Raw genomic sequence first — 17,093 nt, 5'->3', positions numbered from 1 at the left:
CCGGGATCCAAGTCGCCCGAAGCTCTCCAGACCGCCGGAATTTTCCGGCGGTCTCGGACCCGCTGACCGGGTTCCCGCTTTCACCCGGGCGGTCTCGGACCCGCTGACCGGGTTCCCGCTTTCACCCGGGCGGTCTCGGACCCGCTGACCGGGTTCCCGCTTTCACCCGGGCGGTCTCGGACCCGCGCTGACCGATGGCCGGCCGGGACCCAGATCGCCGGAAGCTCTCGAGACCGCCGGAATTTTCCGGCGGTCTCGGGGCTTTCCGGCGATCCCGGCGACCTCAGGGGCTATGTGGGGCCCGGTCAGGAACCCCGGCGTTCCCGGGCGACGGCCGCGGCCACCTTTCCGATCAGCTCGTACGGGACGGGCTTCTGCAGCGGGAACTTCAACGTGCCCTTCGTGGCGCGGTACGGCGCGAGTTCCGCGCTCAATGACTCGTCGCCGTCGGGCACGGGGTAGACGGAGATATGGTGTGCCCAGCCCGCGAAATACACCACGTATTTGCCGTCGAGCGTGATTGTGGGGATGCCGTAACTGATCGCCTCCCCTGATCCGGGTACCGCGGCATGGCACCGCCGCCGGATCTCCTGCAGGATCTCCTGCACGCCGGCAGGAAACGAGGCGATGTACTCCTCCACGGACTCAAAGTGCTGTGCCATTGCCGCCTCTCCACCCATCCCCTTCAAGGTTCACGTCTGACGATCTCATGCAACGGGCTAGCGCGGGCCGCCCTGCCACAACGCATCGAACGGGGCACCCGACGCCACCCGGTTGCGGATTCCGGCGGTCACAAACGCCTTCGCGGTCCGGGCGGCCGCCAGCGGTGTCGCGCCCTTGGCGAGTTCGGCCGTCACGGCGGCGGCCAGCGAGCATCCGGCGCCGGACACGGCCACCTCGCCCACCTTCGGGGCGGACAGGACTTCCAGGGTTTGCCCGTCGTAGTACACGTCGACGGCGTCAGGGCCGTCCAGCCGCACGCCGCCCTTCGCAAGGACAGCAGCCCCGCTGAGCTCATGGATGCGGACCGCCGCGGCCTTGAGAGACTCGACGTCGGTGATTTCCAGCCCGGAGAGCGATTCGGCCTCGAAGTGGTTCGGCGTGACGAAGGTAGCCAGCGGCAGAATGTGGGACTTGAGCGCCTGGTCGGTGTCGAGGGCGTGGCCCGGCTCCTGGCCCTTGCAGATCAGAACCGGATCCAGCACCACGTTGGCGAACTGCCCGCCGGCCAGCGCAGACGCCACGGTCGAAATCGTCGCGGGGCTGCCCAGCATGCCGATCTTGACGGTGTCCAATACGGCCGGTGCGCCGGATTCGGCACCGTAGGCCGCCGTCGTCGCCTCCAGCTGGTCCGCGATGACCTGTTGGTCCACCGGAACGAAGCGGTGGTTCCAGTTGTCCTTCGGGTCGAAGGACACGATGCAGGTCAGGTTGGCGATCCCGAACACGCCGAGTTCCTGGAAGGTCTTCAGGTCAGCCTGCGCACCGGCGCCGCCGGTCGCTTCGGAGCCTGCGATTGTCAGCGCGACGGCGGGGGAGGAACCGGTGTCGGAGGCGGCAGCGGAAACAGCCAAAGCAGCGGAATCGAATGCGGTAGAAGTCATGGTCCCATCCTGCCATCCCGCCAAAACCACCCGCATTGTGCTCCTGAACAAGCATTCCGTGAACAGTATGAACAAAACCCGAGTGTTCCGGATCACTCGGACTAGGGTGGCGGGCGGTGTTGCTTACAGGCGGCGCCGGATCCAGGAAGGTTCATTGATGAGCACTCAACTGTCCGAAGCGGCCCAGACCCGGAAAGCCGTTGGCAACATCCTCAAAGGCTCGGCCGGCAACCTTGTCGAGTGGTACGACCTCTACGTCTACACCGTCTTCGCAGCCTACTTTCAGGCCCACTTCTTCAACTCCAATGACGACCTCCAGGCCGGCCTTGAGGCGATGGCCGTATTCTCGACGTCTTTCCTGATGCGCCCGATCGGCGCCTGGTTCTTTGGCCGCTACGCCGACCGCAAGGGCCGCAAGGCCGCCCTGACCCTGAGCGTGACCATGATGTCCGCCGGTTCCTTCGCCATCGCGGTGCTGCCCACCCAGGACGTGATCGGCCTGTGGGCAATGATCCTGCTGGTGCTCATCCGGGTAATCCAGGGCTTCTCGGTGGGCGGCGAGTATGGCACCAGCGCCACCTACATGTCCGAGGCCGCCACCACCAAGCGCCGCGGGTTCTTCTCCAGCTTCCAGTACGTCACCCTGATCGGCGGCCAGATGCTGGCACTGCTGGTCCTGGTCATTCTGCAGAACGTGATGCCCAAGGCCGACCTCGGCGAGTGGGGCTGGCGGATCCCGTTCGCGATCGGCGGCGTCGCGGCCCTTGTGGTCCTGTGGCTGCGGCGCTCCATGGAGGAGACCGTCTCCGCCGAACAGATCGAGGCTGCCAAGGCCCCCGCGGTGGCCGGCCAAGCGCAGCCGGGCACCATGAAGCTCCTGTTCACCAGCTACTGGAAGCCGCTGATGATCTGCATCGGCATCACTCTCGGCGGCACCGTGGCGTTCTACACGTACACCAACTTCATCCTGAAGTTCATGAATGACACCTCGGGTATCGCCAAGACCGACACCTCGGTGATCAACTTCTGGGCGCTGTTCATCTTCATGCTGCTCCAGCCGGTCTACGGCATCATCTCGGACAAGGTGGGCCGCAAGCCGCTCCTGCTCTGGTTCGGCATCACCGGCGTCCTGTTCACCTGGCCGCTGCTCTCCACCCTGGCCGGCACCAAGGACCCGTTCACTGCATTCCTGCTGATGATGGGCGGCCTGTTGATCGTCGGCGGCTACACCTCGATCAACGCCCTGGTGAAAGCCGAGCTGTTCCCGGCCTCCATCCGCGCCCTCGGCGTCGGCCTGGGCTACGCGATCGCCAACTCCCTGTTCGGCGGCACCGTGCCGCTGATCGGCGCGGCCCTGCAGAAGGCCGGCAAGGAGGAACTGTTCTTCACCTACGTCACGGTTTCGATCGGCATCTCGCTGCTGGTCTACATCTTCGCGCTGAAGAACAAGAAGTCCACGCACCTGGATCACGAGCAGGGCCACGCCTGGGAGCCTGCCGCCGGCGCCGTTGTGCCGGGCGACGGACGCAGGGACGACGGTAAGGACCTCATCGACGCCTCGCGCCGCTAGGTCCGCCCGCCTGCCCGTGCCGCCGCCCGCGCGCCCGCCGGCTGCCCGCCGCATGCCCGCCCGCCGCCCGCGAATTCGCGGGAAGCGTGCCAAGGCGCCGTTAATTTCCGGCGACCTCGAGAGCCTCCGGCGAACTCGTGGCACCTCGCCATGGCAGGTTTGCTATCCCAGGGAGGGCAACCCAAGAGGCCATGCAGATTTCCAATCCTGGTGGGTTTCGGTCCGCCACGCCTTGCCCGGACCGCCGGGTGCGAGAATGGGGGCGGTTCCGGAGTCGTGTGTCACCGGGGCCGTCCAGTGCTAATACAGCCGGCGTCCCTGGGTCTTCCCCTTGCGGGTACGGGCCGCCGAGCGAACCACTACGAATGGATTGCCCATGACATCCGCCAAGACCTTCCCGGCGTCAGCCCCACCGAAATTCGCCTCGATCGGATCCCCGTATTTCGGCATCATGCTGGCCGTCATGGCCGTGGTGCTGATCCTGTCCAACATCGGGGCGTCAAAGGGCGTGGCAATTGGCCCCATCATCACGGACGGCGGGTTCTTCCTCTTCCCGCTGGCCTACATCCTGGGCGACGTCATCAGCGAGGTCTATGGTTTCAAGGTGGCGCGCAAGACCATCGTCACCGCCTTCGCGCTCTCCGTCTTTGCGTCCTTCTGCTACTGGGTCATCATCGCCCTCCCGGGGTTCGACGACGAGTACGGCGCCTCGAAGCAGGCAGCCTTGGAAGGCGCCTTGGGTCCGGTCCCGCAGATTGTGCTGGCATCGCTGCTGGCCTTCCTCGCCGGCCAGACCATCAACTCCTGGATCCTCGTGAAGATGAAGGCACGCACGGGGGAACGGTCCCTGTGGGCCCGCATCATGGGATCCTCCGTGGTGGGCGAGTTCGTGGACACCCTGATCTTCTGCAGCATTGCCGCGTCCGTGATCGGGATTTCCGACGCCGGTATGTTCATGAACTACGTCCTCGTGGGATTCCTGTACAAGACCCTCGTCGAATTCGCCTTCGTGCCGCTGACCACGCTCGCCATCGGCTGGGTCAAGAAGCGCGAACCGAGCTACGGGGCCTAAGACTCAGGCGGAGGCGCCCGGCCCGATCCCGACGCCGGCACACGCACCCCGTGGGCTTCCGGCGGTGGCGCGGATCCCCGACGCCGCCCGCCTATTCCGCTGGCCACGGCCAACCAGTTCGCCGGAAACCTCTGGGCTCGCCGTAAGTTTCCGGCGGCATCGTGGGCTTCCCGCGAATTCGACACTCGGGGGTGCGACTGGCCGGCCAGCCAACGAACCAGACAGCTCCGCGACCTCGACGCTCAGGGGTGCGGCCGACCGGCCAGCGCACGAAGCAGGCGGTTCTTGAATTCCTGCTCGCGGAAGAGGTCCTTCCACTCAACGCGGACGAACAGCCAACCTTCTTCCGTGAGAGCCTTCTCCCGGCGTCGTTCCCCGAACAGCACCTCGGCTGTGGGACTGTAATCGAAGTACTTGATCTTCCCGTCGAACTCGAGAGCGACCTTCTCCTCCTTCCACGCAAAGTCCAGGCGGTGGCGCCCGGCGCGGCTAGAAACCTCCAGCTGAAGCTCAGGCGGCCTGATCCGGCACCGCAGAATCAGTTCGCGGGTCAGGGTTTCGCCTGGAGATTCGGACCGCGGATCGGCCGAGGCGAGGACCCGGCGGAATGTCCGGATCCCCCGCCGGCCGTCCAGTGCATCCGCCATGGCCTGCAGGGTGGCTCGGTCCGCGCCCAGCCGAAGCGCATGATCGGTGAGGATCAGCGCCTGCTTGTAGCCCAGCATCATGGCGCAGTCGGCCGTCGTCCGCTCCAGGGAAGTCGTCCGGAGTCCGTTCACCATGGCGACGTCGTGTTCGGCGAACGGGCGCGTGTGGCAGCGGACGTCCTTGCCGTGCCGCTCGTTCGAAGGGTGCACCTTCTGGAGAAGATGGATCCTGTCATCGACGTCCCAGAGGTAGAGGTGGCGCAGGCGCGCTCCGGAGGTGTGGCTGTAGAGGAAGGCGCCTGTCGACGTCGTACGCGTTCCGTGGGCATGAGCGTAGATGAGCTGCCTGCTCCGGGCGGCCGAAGACTGGGCCCGCCAAAGGCTGGCGCGGATATAGCAGCCGTGCCTGAGCCGGACGAGGGTACCTGCATCCAGGAACGAGCGGCTGGCCCGCGATCCGTATCCCAGATCGAGCAGTTGTTCAGTGCGCCAGAGATTGCCCGATGGTGGCAACTCCAGCAAGGCGGTGGATGGCATGCCTCCAGTGTCGGATGCCCCGAAAGTGGCCGGGAGGCTCCGCCGCGGCTATGTGGAAAACGCACTACTCGGTACGCGGGGACGCAGCCCGCGGCCGCCGGAGCCGGAATCGCCCAGTTCGCCGGATCGCTGCCGAGACGCCGTAAATTTCCGGCGGGCTCGGGAGCTTCCGGCGACTTCGGCAGCGAGGGGGAGGCCGTGCGGACGGCGGGCGGAGGCCGGGCGGACGGCGCGGGGAGTGCGTGGCAGGCGGGGGAGGCGCCCGGGCGGCCCGGGTCAGCCCGGAAAGCGGGCCGTGGTGCCGCGGAGAATGAGGGCCGGCTCGATCAGCTTGCGCCGCGGTTCGAGCGTGGGGTCCTGGATCCGTGCCAGCAGGGTGCTTGCGACATCGGACCCGACGACGTCGCTGCGGTTATCCACCGAGGTCAGGTCCAGATACCGCGACTTGGCCAGCTGGGAGTTGTCGTAGCCGATCACGGAGAGCTCTGAGGGGACGGACAGGCCGCGGGCCTTGGCAGCGGCGAGGGCACCGAGGGCCATGGTGTCATTGGCCGCGAACAGGGCGGTCGTGTCGGGGTGATTATCCAGCAGCCAGCAGGCTGCCTCATATCCGTCTTCCTCGGAGGTGCCCTGGGATTCGCCGGCAATCCGGACCTCGAGACCGGCCTCCACGATGCCGCTGCGGAAACCGTCGCGCCGGTGCGCGGCGGCGCCGCCGGAGCCCGAAAGATGTCCGATCCGTGTGTGGCCAAGCCCCAGCAGGTGTTCCGCCGCCATGCGGCCGCCGCCGTCGTCGTCGTTCGTAATGAGGTCGGCGCCGGCGGGAACGCCGTTTCGCCAGCCGGCGACGACGGCGGGAACCCAGGTCCCGGCCATCATCGAATCGCTGGGCTCCGCGGCAATGACGAGGCCCTCCACATGCATGGACAGCAGCCCGTCTACGGCTTCGGTGATGCGGTTTTCGCCGGGGCGGGAATCCGCGAGGGTGACCTGGTAGCCGTGCGGGGAGAGGGCGGACTCCATACCGCGCAGGAGGTCCACGAACCAGAGGTTCCGGAAGTCGTCGATGACCAGTCCGATGCTTTTGGTCTGGCTGCTGGCGAGCGTGGTCGCCGCACGGCTGGGGCGGTATCCCAGCTCCGACATGGCGGCCTGGACGGCCTGCCGCCGCTTCTCGCTGACCTTGGACGGGTTTTGCAGCACCAGTGAGACCAGCGACGGGGAAACTCCGGCGCTCTTGGCGACGTCGTAAATCGTCGGGCGGCGGGTTCGAGGGGTGTTCAGCGACATCTGCAGGGCCTTTCAAGTCTCATCCGAGGATAACCGTTCAAACATTGACAGGACATATGCACATAGCTACGCTCTTATCAGCGCTAGTTTTTGTAGCGCTCCAATTTTAGAGGACCGGGCCTGTGGCCCGGCCGAATTTCAAAGGAGAAATCGATGGCTGACAGCTTAGGAGTCGCCGTAATCGGCGCAGGCATGGCAGGGAAGGCGCACGCCGCCGCGTACCGGACGGCCTCTGCGCTGTACAGCCCGGTTCTTCCTCCCATCCGGCTGGTCTCGATCGGCGACGTCAACGCCGAGTTCGGTTCCCTGGCCGCAAAGCGTTTTGGTTACGAGCGCAATGACACGTCGTGGCAGGCGATCGCCGAGGCCGATGACATCGACGTCGTGAGCGTCGTGATCGCGAACTCCCTGCACCGCGAAGTCGTGGAGGGCCTGCTGGCCGCCGGCAAGCACGTGCTGTGCGAGAAGCCGCTGAGTGACACCATCGAAGACGCCCGCGCCATGGCGGACGCGGCCCGCAACGCCAGCTCGATTGCCCGCATCGGGTTCACCTTCCGCCGCACGCCGGGCATCGCGTACATCCGCGACCTCATCCGAAACGGTGTCCTGGGCAACGTCCTCCATTTCAGCGGCCGCTACTGGACCGACTACGGCTTCAGCCCCTCGGCGCCGATGAGCTGGCGCTACAAGGGCGGCCCCGGCTCCGGTGCGCTGGCCGACGTCGGCAGCCACCTGACGTACGTCTCCGAGTTCCTCTGCGGCGACATCAAGTCCATCACCGGCGGCCGCCTCAGCACCGTGATCGGCAAGCGCCCGCTGCCGCTCGGCGCCGTCATGGGACATGACCATGCAGCGGTGAGCGACACGTTCGAGCCGGTCGAGAACGACGACTACGCGGCCTTCTCCGCAGAGTTCGAAAACGGCGCAGGCAGCTTTGAAGTCTCCCGCGTCGCGGCCGGCCACGCCAACAGCCTCAACTTCGAAGTGTTCTGCGAGAACGGTGCGGCCAAATTTGACCAGCGCCGCCCCTCCGAAATCCAGCTGTTCCTCAACGACGGTTCCGGTAACGAGAACGGGTACCGCCAGGTCATCCTCGGTCCGGGCCACCCCTACATCGCCGGCGGCCTGGCCATGGACGCCCCCGAGGTCGGCTTCGGCCAGAACGACGCCTTCGGCTACCAGGCCCGGGCGTTCCTGGAAGAGGTTGCCGGCCTGAGTGAAGAAGAGTCCCTGCCCCGTTGCGCCACGTTCGACGAGGGCGTTCGCAACATGGAACTCCTCGGCGCGGTCACCGAATCCGCTCTCAACAACGGAAAGAAGATCACGCTATGAAACTCGGGGTCTACAACGCAATCCTGCACGACCGGCCGCTTCCCGCGGCGCTGAAGGTCATCGCCGACCTGGGCCTTACCGGCATCGAAATCAATACCGGCGGATTCCTGCCGGCGGTCCACGTCCCCACCATGGACCAGATTCTCGAATCCGATGCGGCCCGCGATGACTACCTCGCGATTTTCGAGGGGACCGGTGTCTCGATCGCCGGGCTAAACTGCAACGGCAACCCGCTGCACCCCAAGCGTGAAATCGGCGAGAAGCATGCCGAGGACATCCGCCGCTCCATCCGGCTGGCGCAGCGGCTGGGACAGGACCGCGTGGTGACCATGTCCGGCCTGCCCGGCGGCGAGCCCGGGGCCACCACGGTCAACTGGGTGGTCAACGCCTGGAACTCGGCCGCCCTGGACGTGCTGGACTACCAGTGGGGCATCGCGGCGGACTTCTGGAAGGAAACCGACCTCCTCGCCGCCGACCACGGCGTGAAGGTGGCCCTTGAGCTGCACCCGCAGAACATCGTGTTCAACACCGCCGATGTTCACAGGCTCATCGAGCTCACCGGCGCGACCCATGTGGGCGTCGAGCTGGACGCCTCGCACCTGTTCTGGCAGCAGATGGATCCGGTGGCGGTGGTCCGCGAACTCGGTCCGCTGGTGTTCCAGGCCGCGGCGAAGGACGTCCGCGTGAACACGGACAATGCCGCACTCTACGGTGTCCTGGACAACAGCTTCCGCCGACTCTCCCCGGAGGAAAACCGCACCAACCTCGGCGGCGACGAGTGGGCCAACGAGTGGCCCAAGGCCTCGGCGTGGGACTTCGTGGCGCTGGGGCGCGGGCACGACACCGCCTACTGGACCGAGTTCCTGCGCGCCCTGTACGAGGTGGATCCCAACATGCTCGTCAACATCGAGCACGAGGACGTCTCCCTGGGCCGGATCGAGGGCCTCCAGGTGGCGGCCAAGGTGCTGCGGGACGCTGACGCTGCGCTCTCGGCGTCGCTGCACCTCACGAACTGACAGCCCGCGGCCTGGCTGCCCTCGCAACCACGAGGTCGCCGGAACGCTGCGGGGTCGCCGGAAACTTCCGGCGATCTGGCACGTTTCCGGCGACCTCGACGGCGGGACGAGGCGGGACGGGTCGACGGCGGGACGCGGGACGGCCCGACGGCGGGACGACCCTACGAGTAGTAGCGGCCCAGGGTTTCGGCCTTGAACTCGAAGAAGTCGCCGGCCTCGATGGCGAGCCGGGCGTCGTCGACCATCTTCACCACGAAGCGCTCGTTGTGGATCGAGATCAGGGTGGCCGAGACCATCTCCTTGGCCTTGAACAGGTGGTGGATGTAGGCCCGCGAGTAGTTCAGGCAGGCGTAGCAGTCGCAGCCTTCCTGCAGCGGGCCGAAGTCGCGCTTGTACTTGGCACCGGAGAGGTTGTACCGGCCGGTGGGGTGGTAGAACGCCGAGTTGCGGGCCACCCGGGTGGGGGAGACGCAGTCGAACGTGTCCGCGCCGTTCTCGATGGCGGTGAAAATGTCGTCCGGTTCGGAGATGCCCAGAAGGTGCCGCGGCTTGTTCTCCGGCAGCTCCTCGTTGCACCAGCGCACGATCGTGCCGAGGTTCTCTTTCTCCAGTGCCCCGCCGATGCCGAAGCCGTCGAAGTTCATGGCGCCGAGATCGCGGCACGCCTTGCGGCGCAGATCCTCGTACTGGGCACCCTGGATCACCCCGAACAGGGCCTGGTAGGGCTTTCCGGCGCGCTCGTCCGTGAGCCGGAAGTGCTCGGTGATGCAGCGTTCGGCCCAGCGCCTGGTCCGTTCCAGGGACTCCTCCTGGTAGCCGCGGGAGTTCTGCAGCGTGGTCAGCTCATCGAACGCGAACATGATGTCCGCGCCGATCTGGTGCTGGACATTCATGGAGATCTCGGGGCTGAAGCGGTGCCGGTCGCCGTTGAGGTGGCTCTTGAACCACACGCCTTCCTCGTCCACGTGGGCCAGGCGTTCCTTGCCGGGGGCTACGGCGTCGTCGGGTCCTGAGCTGTCTACCGATTTCATGTCGATGACTTTTTTGAACCCCGAGCCCAGGCTCATCACCTGGAAACCGCCGGAATCCGTGAACGTGGGCCCGCGCCAGTTCATGAACGCGCCCAGCCCGCCGGCCTCGTCCAGGATGTCCGCGCCCGGCTGCAGGTACAGGTGGTAGGCGTTGGCCAGCACGGCCTGCGCGCCGAGATCGGCGATGGATTCCGGCAGCACGGATTTGACCGTCGCCTTGGTGCCGACCGCGATGAACGCCGGGGTCTGGATCTCCCCGTGCGGGGTGGCGATGGTGCCGGTCCGGCCCAGGAATTCACCGCCGTTTCCGGCTACCTGCGCGGACGACGGCGGGCACGTCTCGCTCAGGCGCTTGCCCACGCGGAAGGAAAACTCGGACTGCCGGGCAGGCGCGGGCGAAGACCCGGGCAGAGACCCGGGCAGAGACCCGGGCAGAGACGCGGGCAAGGACTCGGGCAGAGACGAAGAGTCAGGATTGGCTGGCACGGTTCAAGTGTGCCAGCTAACGCTGCCCTTGCCTTAGTGGACGGGATCCGATGTGGGGTAGTTCTCAGCCCGCCACTTGTCCCAGTAATTGCGGACCGCCTCCAGCTGGTGGGCCCCGAGGTCGTAGGTGGAGACGATCGCGAGGGATCCGCCGTCGGGCCGGACATCAGCGATGGCGGGCTGGTCCGCCACGATCAGCAGCCCCTCTCCGTGCTCGGCGTAGTGGTGCACCGTCAGGCCGACCTGGTGGTTGCTGCGGAACCACACCTTGCCGGAGAGCTCCTCGCCCGTGGGCAGGGTGAGCGAATACGCGTCCCCGGGCGCCGGGACGTCGCTGAGCCCGAGTTTTTCTATTGCGGAACCGCCGGTGCCGGGCACGGAGAAGAAAAAGGTCCGGCGCTTGCTGTGCGGGTGCCGTTCCAGGGCAAAGCGCAACTGGTGCAGGAAGGTCAGCCAGCCCTGGGTGATGTCCTCATCCCAGGCCGCCCACTCGGAATTGTGGTCGATCGCCGCCCGGGTGACGCTGACTTCCGTGCCCGTGGGGACGGGTTTCAAGGTAAAGACGTCTCCGCCGTCGACCACCAGGGAGGTGTGGTCTGCGCCTTCGACCACATTGGGGCCGAAGTAGATTTCCTTGATTTCGGCCTCTTGGTCATCGGCCACCCAGCCGTGCCATTGGGCGATCAGGGCGGGTTCGCGCAGCATGGTCCAAACTTGCTGCGCGTCAGAATTAATTACAACGCTCAGATTGTTCGTCATGGGGTGAATCTACAACGCCCGGGCCCCGAACGGGTAGGGCCATCCACGGAGGGCCCCAACGGGCGGGGGACCGGCTTCAGGCGCGGACCGACTCGAGTTCGTTGCCGATCCGGCGGTCCAGCTCGGTGGCGCCGATGGTTTCGGAGCCGCCATGCGCGCGCAGGAACAGGAGTGCCTCAAGCCGCAGCAGCCGCCATTCGCGTTCCGCGTCCGGGTTCGCGTTGTCGATCGAGCGGAAGATTTCCTTGTCGTACAGGTTGGGCTCGTTGAGCGAGCGCTGCCGGACCTTGGCGTTGATCCTGGCCTTGAACGGGTCCATTTCCATGTCCTCGGGCGCGCGGAGGAGTTTCTCGTAGATCCCGGCGCGCTGGTCCTGCCCGAGCTGGCCGCAGATGTAGCTGGACAGCGCCAGGGTTGACTCCACCGAGGCCCAGCGGTCGGGGTTGCCGTCGAACGGCAGGACGTTGAGGAGGTCGGCTACCGCCAGGGCGTTCTCGGCGTCCTTGAGGATGATGAAGAGCTCGTGCGCGAGGTCGCTGAGGTCCTTCAGGCAGCTTCCGGACTTGGTGTTGATGCCCTTGGCGAGCCGTTCGCCGAGCAGCTGGACACCGACGGAGCCGGGATGGGCCTCGGCCACGGCCTCCACCACAGACTCCGGCGTGCCCTCCGGGGCCGGGATGAGCGCCAGGTCCGCCTCGCTGGGCTGGCTCACCGCGGGCGGTGCAACCGGCAGCGGAGGAACGACGACGGCGGCCGCGTCAAGTGCCTCACCTTCCGGCTCGGAGGACTGCCCGGACGCCCGATCGTCGCCGCCGTCAGAAGCACCGCCGTCGGAAGCGCCGTCGGATATAACTGCGATGCCCGGCTCGGCATCCGCCGCGAGCCGGATCGTGGACCCTGCCGCGATCCGCAGCATGCCGCCGCCGCTGAGGGTCGCCAGGACCATTGCGGGAGTGCCGAAATCGTCGGCTTCGACGTCCACGCGCTGGACCTCGGCGGAGCGGTCTCCGTCGGGCAGGATCAGGTGGTCGCCGGCCTGCAGAGAGCCAGCCTGCTGTTCACTGTAGTTCCGGGAGGCTGGGGGGTGGGTCATCGGGAGTCCTTAAAGTTCTCTTGCGGTCCGCCCAACAGTCTACAAAATCGGGTGCGTGAAGTCGGGGACGCAGCGGAGCCCCCGAGCGTCCCGGCCGTCGCCGGACCCAAAGGAGCCGGCTAGTTGCCGACGCCCGCGAAGGCCAGCGCCTGCCGGATCAGGGCCCCGCGGCCGCCGCTGAATTCGAGCTGCACGTCCGAGCTCATGACCTCCTGTGGGGTCATCCACGTCAGCTCGAGGGCGTCCTGCCGCGGGGAGCAATCACCCGTGACGGGAATGACGTACGCCAGGGAGACGGCGTGCTGGCGGTCGTCCGTGAAGCCGGTATGGGACGGCGACGGGAAGTACTCGGCCACCGTAAACGGCACCGGGCTGACCGGCAGCTGCGGGAAGGCCAGCGGGCCCAGGTCCTTCTCCATGTGGCGGAGGAGCGCGGCGCGGATGGTCTCGCGGTAGAGAACGCGGCCGGACACCAGGGAACGGACCATGGTGCCGTCCTCGTCGGCCTGCAGGAGGGTGCCGACCTCGTTCACGAACCCGAGCGGGTCCAGCCGGACCGGAACAGCCTCGACATAGACCATCGGCAGCCGGCCACGGGCTTCGAACAGGTCGTCGTCGGAGAGCCAGCCGGGATTCGGGTCAGGGGTGCGCACGTTCATGGTTAAGTTCTACCCCATCCCCGACCCGAACCCGGTTCCGTCACTCAGATCGCCAGCACCGATTCCAGCGGCTCGCCGGCCGCGATCCGTGCCAGCAGCGCCGGTTCGGCGGCATCGGAGGCCAGTGCCTGGCCCAGGACCGCGGCCGCGGCGTCGGGGGACAGGACGATCACGCCGTTGTCGTCCCCGAGCACCCAGTCGCCCGGATTGACTTCGACGCCGCCGCACTGCACCGGGACGTTCACGGCGGAGCCGCCGCTGCGGACCCTTTTGGTGGTCAGGCACGAGGTTCCGCGGGCGAAGACCGGCAGGCCGGTGGCGCGGAGCTCCAGGATGTCGGTGGCCACGCCGTCGACGACGACGCCGGCCGCGCCTTGCGCGCTGGCCGCTGCCGCGGTGACCGCGCCCACCGGTGCGTGCCGGTGGTCACCGGACATGTCCACCACCAGCACGGCGCCCGGGTACAGCTCAAGGAGGGCGCGGTTCATCGCGTAGGCGTCGTTATCCGCGATCCGCACCGTGACCGCGGGGCCTGCCACCTTGACGCCCTCGAGCAGCGACCGGATGGCCGGATCCGCGAATCCTTCCTCCAGGAAGTGCCCGATTGTCGGGTAGCTGACGGCGGCGAGCCCCTCGGCTAGCGCCCCGCTCACTGTGCTGACGGCGCTCACTCAGCCTCCCGCGTCGTCGTGCGGGCAATCACGGCCACGCATTCGATTTCCAGCGCGACGCCCCACAGGCTGACGCAGACGGTGGTCCGCGCCGGCTTGGCGGTGCCGAAGAACTCGGAGTAGACCCGGTTGTAGGGCTCGAGCTGGTCGGGATCCGTGAGGTAGCCGTTGACCTTGACCACGTGTTCCAGGCCGGATCCGGCCTCCTCAAGCACGGACCGGAGGTTGATGATGGTCTGGCGCACCTGGTCCTCGAACGTGTCCGGCTGGTCATCCAGGCCGCTGATCGCGGGAATCTGGCCGGCGGTGAACACGAAACCGTTGGCGGCCACAGCCTGGGAGAACGGCCCGACGGCGGCCGCGCCGCCCGGGATCTGGGCGATCCGGCGGACGGCCCCGTCTACCGGAAGATCAGCGGACAGATCAGCGGGAAGAACTTCCTGCGGAACGCTCATTTGGCGGCCACTGCGTCGGCGGAGGAGTGAGTGGCTGCGTCGGTGGCTGTGTCCGTGGGGGCGGAGTCGACGGCGTCGATGTTGCCGTGCCGGGTTTCGGTCAGGACAAACAAGGCTCCCAGCGAGACGAGGGCGGCGGCCATGATGTACCAGGCGATGGAGGAACTCTGGTGGGTCATGCCGAGCAGCCAGGTGGTGATGAACGGAGTGGCGGCGCTGCCGAGGAGCCCGGAGAGCATGTAGGCCACGGACAGCCCGGAGTAGCGGACCTTGGAACCGAAGAGCTCGGCGAGGAACGTGGCGATGGGCCCGTAGTTGGCGGCGAAGGCCGTCATCATGGCGAGGTAGGCGACGAACAGCAGCGGCACGGACTTGGTGTCCATGAGCCAGAACATCGGGAACGCCAGGGCAGCCTCGGCGGCCACGCCGGCGTAGATGATCGGCTTGCGGCCATGCTTGTCAGAGAGCCGGCCGAAGAAGGGGATCAGGACAAAGCACAGGGCGCAGGCGGCCAGGACCACCCACAGCATGAGGGCCTCCGAGTGGCCCAGTTCCTTCTTGCCGTAGGAGACACCGGAGGCGACCAGCAGGGTGAAGGTGCTGCCGGTGGACAGGGTGGCGACGCCGCCGAGGATGACCTGCTTCCAGTACTTGGCCATGAGGGCTGCGAAGGGCAGCTTGGCCTTGGCGCCTGCGTCCTTGACCGCCTGGAAGGACGGGGTTTCCTCGATGTGCAGCCGGATGTAGATGCCCACGGCCACAAGCAGGGCGGAGGCCAGGAACGGGATGCGCCAGCCCCAGCTGAGGAGGGCTTCGCTGCTGACGCTCGAGGCGACAATGAGGAACGCGACGTTGGCGATCAGGGTTCCGGCGGGCACACCCACCTGGACCAGTGAGCCGTAGAACCCGCGCTTGGAGGCCGGAGCATGCTCCACCGTCATCAGCACGGCGCCGCCCCATTCGCCGCCGAGGGCCAGGCCCTGGATGACGCGCAGGAAGAGCAGCAGCAGCGGAGCCATGATCCCAATGCTGTTGTAGTCCGGCAGCAGGCCGATGGCGAAGGTGGCGGCGCCCATGGTCAGCAGGGAAATCAGGAGCATGGATTTGCGGCCCAGCCGGTCCCCGAAGTGACCGAAGATGATGGCGCCGACCATGCGTGCGATGTAGGCGGAGGCGAAGGTTCCGAAGGCGAGCATGGTGCCCACGATGGGGTCGAAGCTGGGGAAGAAGATCTTATTGAACACCAGGGCGGAGGCGGTGCCGAATACAAAGAGGTCGTACCACTCGACGGTGGTGCCGATGACGCTGGCGAGGGCGATTTTGCGCATTTTGGCCAGGTCCAGGCGGGCAGCCGCGAGGGAGGTGGTTTCTACCGATTGAGCCATCAATATCTCCTGATGGGGGTGCGGGGACGAATGTCCAGTGCAAGGTAGTAGCCAACTATTCTGTGTTGGTGATCACAGCTCAATGGCGAAAACCCCACCAATAAAGGCCCCGAAGTGTGTGTTCACACAACCCTTACGCCCAGGCGACCACCAGCCGTGCTGCCTGGGCCGGGATGGTCAGGTCGATTCCTGTCAGTTCCTGGAAGCGGTTGAGCCGGTTCAGGATGGTGTTCCGGTGGCAGAACAGCTGCTCCGCCGTGGCGGTGATGTTCCCGGTGGAGAGGTAGTGCTGCACCGTTTCCCTGAGCCGTTCCCGTTCCCCGCCGCGGCATTCCTCCAGCGATTCCTCCAGCTGGGCGGCGAGGTCCAGCCCGGCGTCCTGGAGGTTTTGCTGGGCCAGCCGGCTCCACGCGGCGTCGGCGGAAAGGGGTCCGGCGTCGCCCGGGCGAAGCAGCGCAGCGAGGCTCTCCGCGGTGCGGGCCGCGGCGGGGAGGCCGCGCAGTCCGTGCACCTGGGGGACGTAGCCGCAGGGAATATCGGCCACGAGCGGCGGCAGTTGCGGCGCGCTTCGCGCATCCCGGGACCTGCCCGCGGCCGGCGGCCCCGACAGCAGCGGCCAAAAGAGGTAGGTGTTTCCGCCGGATTCGTGCAGGAAGATCTTTTGGCGGCGCTGGGCGGCGCCGAACTGGGTCGCGGCCGCATGAAGGCGGGCCCCGGCCTCGCCGCTGGCCGCCACCAGGCCGCAGCGGACCTCGGGCCCGATGCCCAGGGCGGCGCCCACCTGCGACGACGTTTCGGCGGACGGCGTGCTCTGGTTGAACAGCCGGGCGATGAATTCGTGCTGGATGCTGGACTCTTCCTGGGCCATGCGCACGCGCTCGGTCAGGTAACTCATGTGGGTCCGGGTGGCGAATTCGTCGACGACCCGCCACACCAGGTCCACCCGGGAGGCGAGCAGGCCTGCGTCCTGGGGCGCGGCGATCTCCAGGAGGTCGGCCCAGAGGATGCTGAAATCCAGCCGCACCGCCGAGGTCAGGGATTCCGGCGGGATCCCGGCCCGGGCCCGCTTGGACCCGAGGTCCGAGGCAAAGTCGAGCAGCCCGTCCCGCGCCGTTTCCGCCGGTCCCCGGAGGCCGTGGATCAGCCGGCGGAACGTTTCCCGTGCCGTGTCCCGGATTTCCAGGACGGTCACCTGGCTTTCGCCGTACTCCGGGATTTGCCGGACCCGGGCCGTGAAAGCCTGGGCCAGGATGTCCAGCCGTCCTTCCAGCTGGTCCACGAGTTCACTCCAGCGGAACGCATCCCCCGGCGATTCAAAATTGTGCATTCTCACATTCTAGAGGCTGTAATGCGTGGCGCACTGCTAGTCATTTTGGGAAAATCTACTGGCAGAATGGAATGACGCACCAGGGGTGAGCCCAATCACACCCGCCGGAGGCGTCCCGCCCGCATCGTCTCGGCCGGAATCGTCGCTGGCCAAGGGGAT

The 17,093-nt window shown here is 66.9% G+C and carries 16 protein-coding genes; 4 read left to right on the top strand and 12 right to left on the bottom strand.

From position 1 onward, the window contains the following. Positions 1-305: 305 nt before the first annotated feature. Together AC1DDO_RS05695 and AC1DDO_RS05690 are read right to left on the bottom strand one after the other, a co-directional pair. A complete protein-coding gene (locus AC1DDO_RS05695) occupies positions 306-662 on the bottom strand; it encodes an iron chaperone (RefSeq protein WP_476971591.1) in 357 nt (118 codons plus the stop codon). A gap of 57 nt (positions 663-719) precedes the next feature. Next, positions 720-1,604 carry a hydroxymethylpyrimidine/phosphomethylpyrimidine kinase gene (locus AC1DDO_RS05690; protein WP_476971590.1) on the bottom strand — a complete coding sequence of 295 codons (885 nt, stop codon included), beginning with the start codon at positions 1,602-1,604 and terminating at the stop codon, positions 720-722. A gap of 157 nt (positions 1,605-1,761) precedes the next feature. Here AC1DDO_RS05690 and AC1DDO_RS05685 point away from each other — a divergent pair, with 157 nt between their 5' ends. Both AC1DDO_RS05685 and AC1DDO_RS05680 read left to right on the top strand, forming a co-directional pair. Next, complete coding sequence (locus AC1DDO_RS05685; RefSeq protein ID WP_476971589.1) at positions 1,762-3,174, top strand: MFS transporter; 1,413 nt, start codon at positions 1,762-1,764, stop codon at positions 3,172-3,174. A gap of 376 nt (positions 3,175-3,550) precedes the next feature. Beyond that, the gene (locus AC1DDO_RS05680; protein WP_476971588.1) at positions 3,551-4,246 is read left to right on the top strand and encodes a queuosine precursor transporter; all 696 of its coding nucleotides are present in this window, start codon (positions 3,551-3,553) and stop codon (positions 4,244-4,246) included. 242 nt (positions 4,247-4,488) lie between these two features. Here AC1DDO_RS05680 and AC1DDO_RS05675 read toward each other — a convergent pair whose 3' ends face one another. After that, positions 4,489-5,430 carry a type IV toxin-antitoxin system AbiEi family antitoxin domain-containing protein gene (locus tag AC1DDO_RS05675; protein WP_476971587.1) on the bottom strand — a complete coding sequence of 314 codons (942 nt, stop codon included), beginning with the start codon at positions 5,428-5,430 and terminating at the stop codon, positions 4,489-4,491. 276 nt (positions 5,431-5,706) lie between these two features. Next, positions 5,707-6,720, bottom strand: coding sequence for a LacI family DNA-binding transcriptional regulator (locus tag AC1DDO_RS05670; RefSeq protein WP_476971586.1), 1,014 nt, complete (start codon positions 6,718-6,720; stop codon positions 5,707-5,709). Between the two features lie 153 nt (positions 6,721-6,873). Here AC1DDO_RS05670 and AC1DDO_RS05665 point away from each other — a divergent pair, with 153 nt between their 5' ends. After that, positions 6,874-8,052 (top strand): Gfo/Idh/MocA family protein, encoded by a 1,179-nt coding sequence (locus AC1DDO_RS05665; RefSeq protein WP_476869744.1) that lies wholly within the window; start codon positions 6,874-6,876, stop codon positions 8,050-8,052. After that, on the top strand, positions 8,049-9,068 hold the full coding sequence (locus tag AC1DDO_RS05660) for a sugar phosphate isomerase/epimerase family protein (protein ID WP_476869743.1): 1,020 nt from the start codon (positions 8,049-8,051) through the stop codon (positions 9,066-9,068). Before AC1DDO_RS05665 ends, AC1DDO_RS05660 begins: the two co-directional genes overlap by 4 nt. A gap of 161 nt (positions 9,069-9,229) precedes the next feature. Here AC1DDO_RS05660 and tgt read toward each other — a convergent pair whose 3' ends face one another. The 8 genes from tgt to AC1DDO_RS05620 all read right to left on the bottom strand — a co-directional run bounded on the left by tgt (position 9,230) and on the right by AC1DDO_RS05620 (position 16,934). Continuing rightward, a complete protein-coding gene (tgt, locus tag AC1DDO_RS05655; RefSeq protein ID WP_476971730.1) occupies positions 9,230-10,534 on the bottom strand; it encodes a tRNA guanosine(34) transglycosylase Tgt in 1,305 nt (434 codons plus the stop codon). Between the two features lie 84 nt (positions 10,535-10,618). Beyond that, complete coding sequence (locus AC1DDO_RS05650) at positions 10,619-11,344, bottom strand: SRPBCC family protein (RefSeq protein ID WP_476869446.1); 726 nt, start codon at positions 11,342-11,344, stop codon at positions 10,619-10,621. Positions 11,345-11,420: 76 nt separating this feature from the next. Further along, a complete protein-coding gene (locus tag AC1DDO_RS05645; RefSeq protein WP_476869447.1) occupies positions 11,421-12,437 on the bottom strand; it encodes a DUF6707 family protein in 1,017 nt (338 codons plus the stop codon). 119 nt (positions 12,438-12,556) lie between these two features. Then, entirely contained in the window at positions 12,557-13,096 is a 540-nt protein-coding gene (locus AC1DDO_RS05640) for an NUDIX hydrolase family protein (protein WP_441407989.1), read from the bottom strand. A gap of 44 nt (positions 13,097-13,140) precedes the next feature. Beyond that, on the bottom strand, positions 13,141-13,767 hold the full coding sequence (locus AC1DDO_RS05635) for an RraA family protein (RefSeq protein WP_476869448.1): 627 nt from the start codon (positions 13,765-13,767) through the stop codon (positions 13,141-13,143). Beyond that, the gene (locus AC1DDO_RS05630; RefSeq protein ID WP_476869449.1) at positions 13,764-14,222 is read right to left on the bottom strand and encodes a RidA family protein; all 459 of its coding nucleotides are present in this window, start codon (positions 14,220-14,222) and stop codon (positions 13,764-13,766) included. The genes AC1DDO_RS05635 and AC1DDO_RS05630 overlap by 4 nt, the downstream gene beginning before the upstream one ends. Then, positions 14,219-15,607, bottom strand: coding sequence for an MFS transporter (locus AC1DDO_RS05625; RefSeq protein WP_476869450.1), 1,389 nt, complete (start codon positions 15,605-15,607; stop codon positions 14,219-14,221). The genes AC1DDO_RS05630 and AC1DDO_RS05625 overlap by 4 nt, the downstream gene beginning before the upstream one ends. A gap of 133 nt (positions 15,608-15,740) precedes the next feature. Further along, entirely contained in the window at positions 15,741-16,934 is a 1,194-nt protein-coding gene (locus AC1DDO_RS05620) for a PucR family transcriptional regulator (RefSeq protein WP_476869451.1), read from the bottom strand. Between the last annotated feature and the right edge of the window lie 159 nt (positions 16,935-17,093).

This window comes from Arthrobacter sp. 10N43 (genome assembly GCF_056394525.1).
The sequence above is the reverse complement of the archived record's forward strand: the minus strand, read 5'-3'. Positions and strand labels throughout refer to the sequence as shown.

Excerpts from the sequence above, each read along its gene's own strand:
- AC1DDO_RS05695 (WP_476971591.1), bottom strand. The coding sequence starts at position 662 with ATGGCACAGCACTTTGAGTCCGTGGAGGAGTACATCGCCTCGTTTCCT.
- AC1DDO_RS05690 (WP_476971590.1), bottom strand. The coding sequence starts at position 1,604 with ATGACTTCTACCGCATTCGATTCCGCTGCTTTGGCTGTTTCCGCTGCC.
- AC1DDO_RS05685 (WP_476971589.1), top strand. The coding sequence starts at position 1,762 with ATGAGCACTCAACTGTCCGAAGCGGCCCAGACCCGGAAAGCCGTTGGC.
- AC1DDO_RS05680 (WP_476971588.1), top strand. The coding sequence starts at position 3,551 with ATGACATCCGCCAAGACCTTCCCGGCGTCAGCCCCACCGAAATTCGCC.
- AC1DDO_RS05675 (WP_476971587.1), bottom strand. The coding sequence starts at position 5,430 with ATGCCATCCACCGCCTTGCTGGAGTTGCCACCATCGGGCAATCTCTGG.
- AC1DDO_RS05670 (WP_476971586.1), bottom strand. The coding sequence starts at position 6,720 with ATGTCGCTGAACACCCCTCGAACCCGCCGCCCGACGATTTACGACGTC.
- AC1DDO_RS05665 (WP_476869744.1), top strand. The coding sequence starts at position 6,874 with ATGGCTGACAGCTTAGGAGTCGCCGTAATCGGCGCAGGCATGGCAGGG.
- AC1DDO_RS05660 (WP_476869743.1), top strand. The coding sequence starts at position 8,049 with ATGAAACTCGGGGTCTACAACGCAATCCTGCACGACCGGCCGCTTCCC.
- AC1DDO_RS05650 (WP_476869446.1), bottom strand. The coding sequence starts at position 11,344 with ATGACGAACAATCTGAGCGTTGTAATTAATTCTGACGCGCAGCAAGTT.
- AC1DDO_RS05645 (WP_476869447.1), bottom strand. The coding sequence starts at position 12,437 with ATGACCCACCCCCCAGCCTCCCGGAACTACAGTGAACAGCAGGCTGGC.
- AC1DDO_RS05640 (WP_441407989.1), bottom strand. The coding sequence starts at position 13,096 with ATGAACGTGCGCACCCCTGACCCGAATCCCGGCTGGCTCTCCGACGAC.
- AC1DDO_RS05630 (WP_476869449.1), bottom strand. The coding sequence starts at position 14,222 with ATGAGCGTTCCGCAGGAAGTTCTTCCCGCTGATCTGTCCGCTGATCTT.
- AC1DDO_RS05625 (WP_476869450.1), bottom strand. The coding sequence starts at position 15,607 with ATGGCTCAATCGGTAGAAACCACCTCCCTCGCGGCTGCCCGCCTGGAC.
- AC1DDO_RS05620 (WP_476869451.1), bottom strand. The coding sequence starts at position 16,934 with ATGCACAATTTTGAATCGCCGGGGGATGCGTTCCGCTGGAGTGAACTC.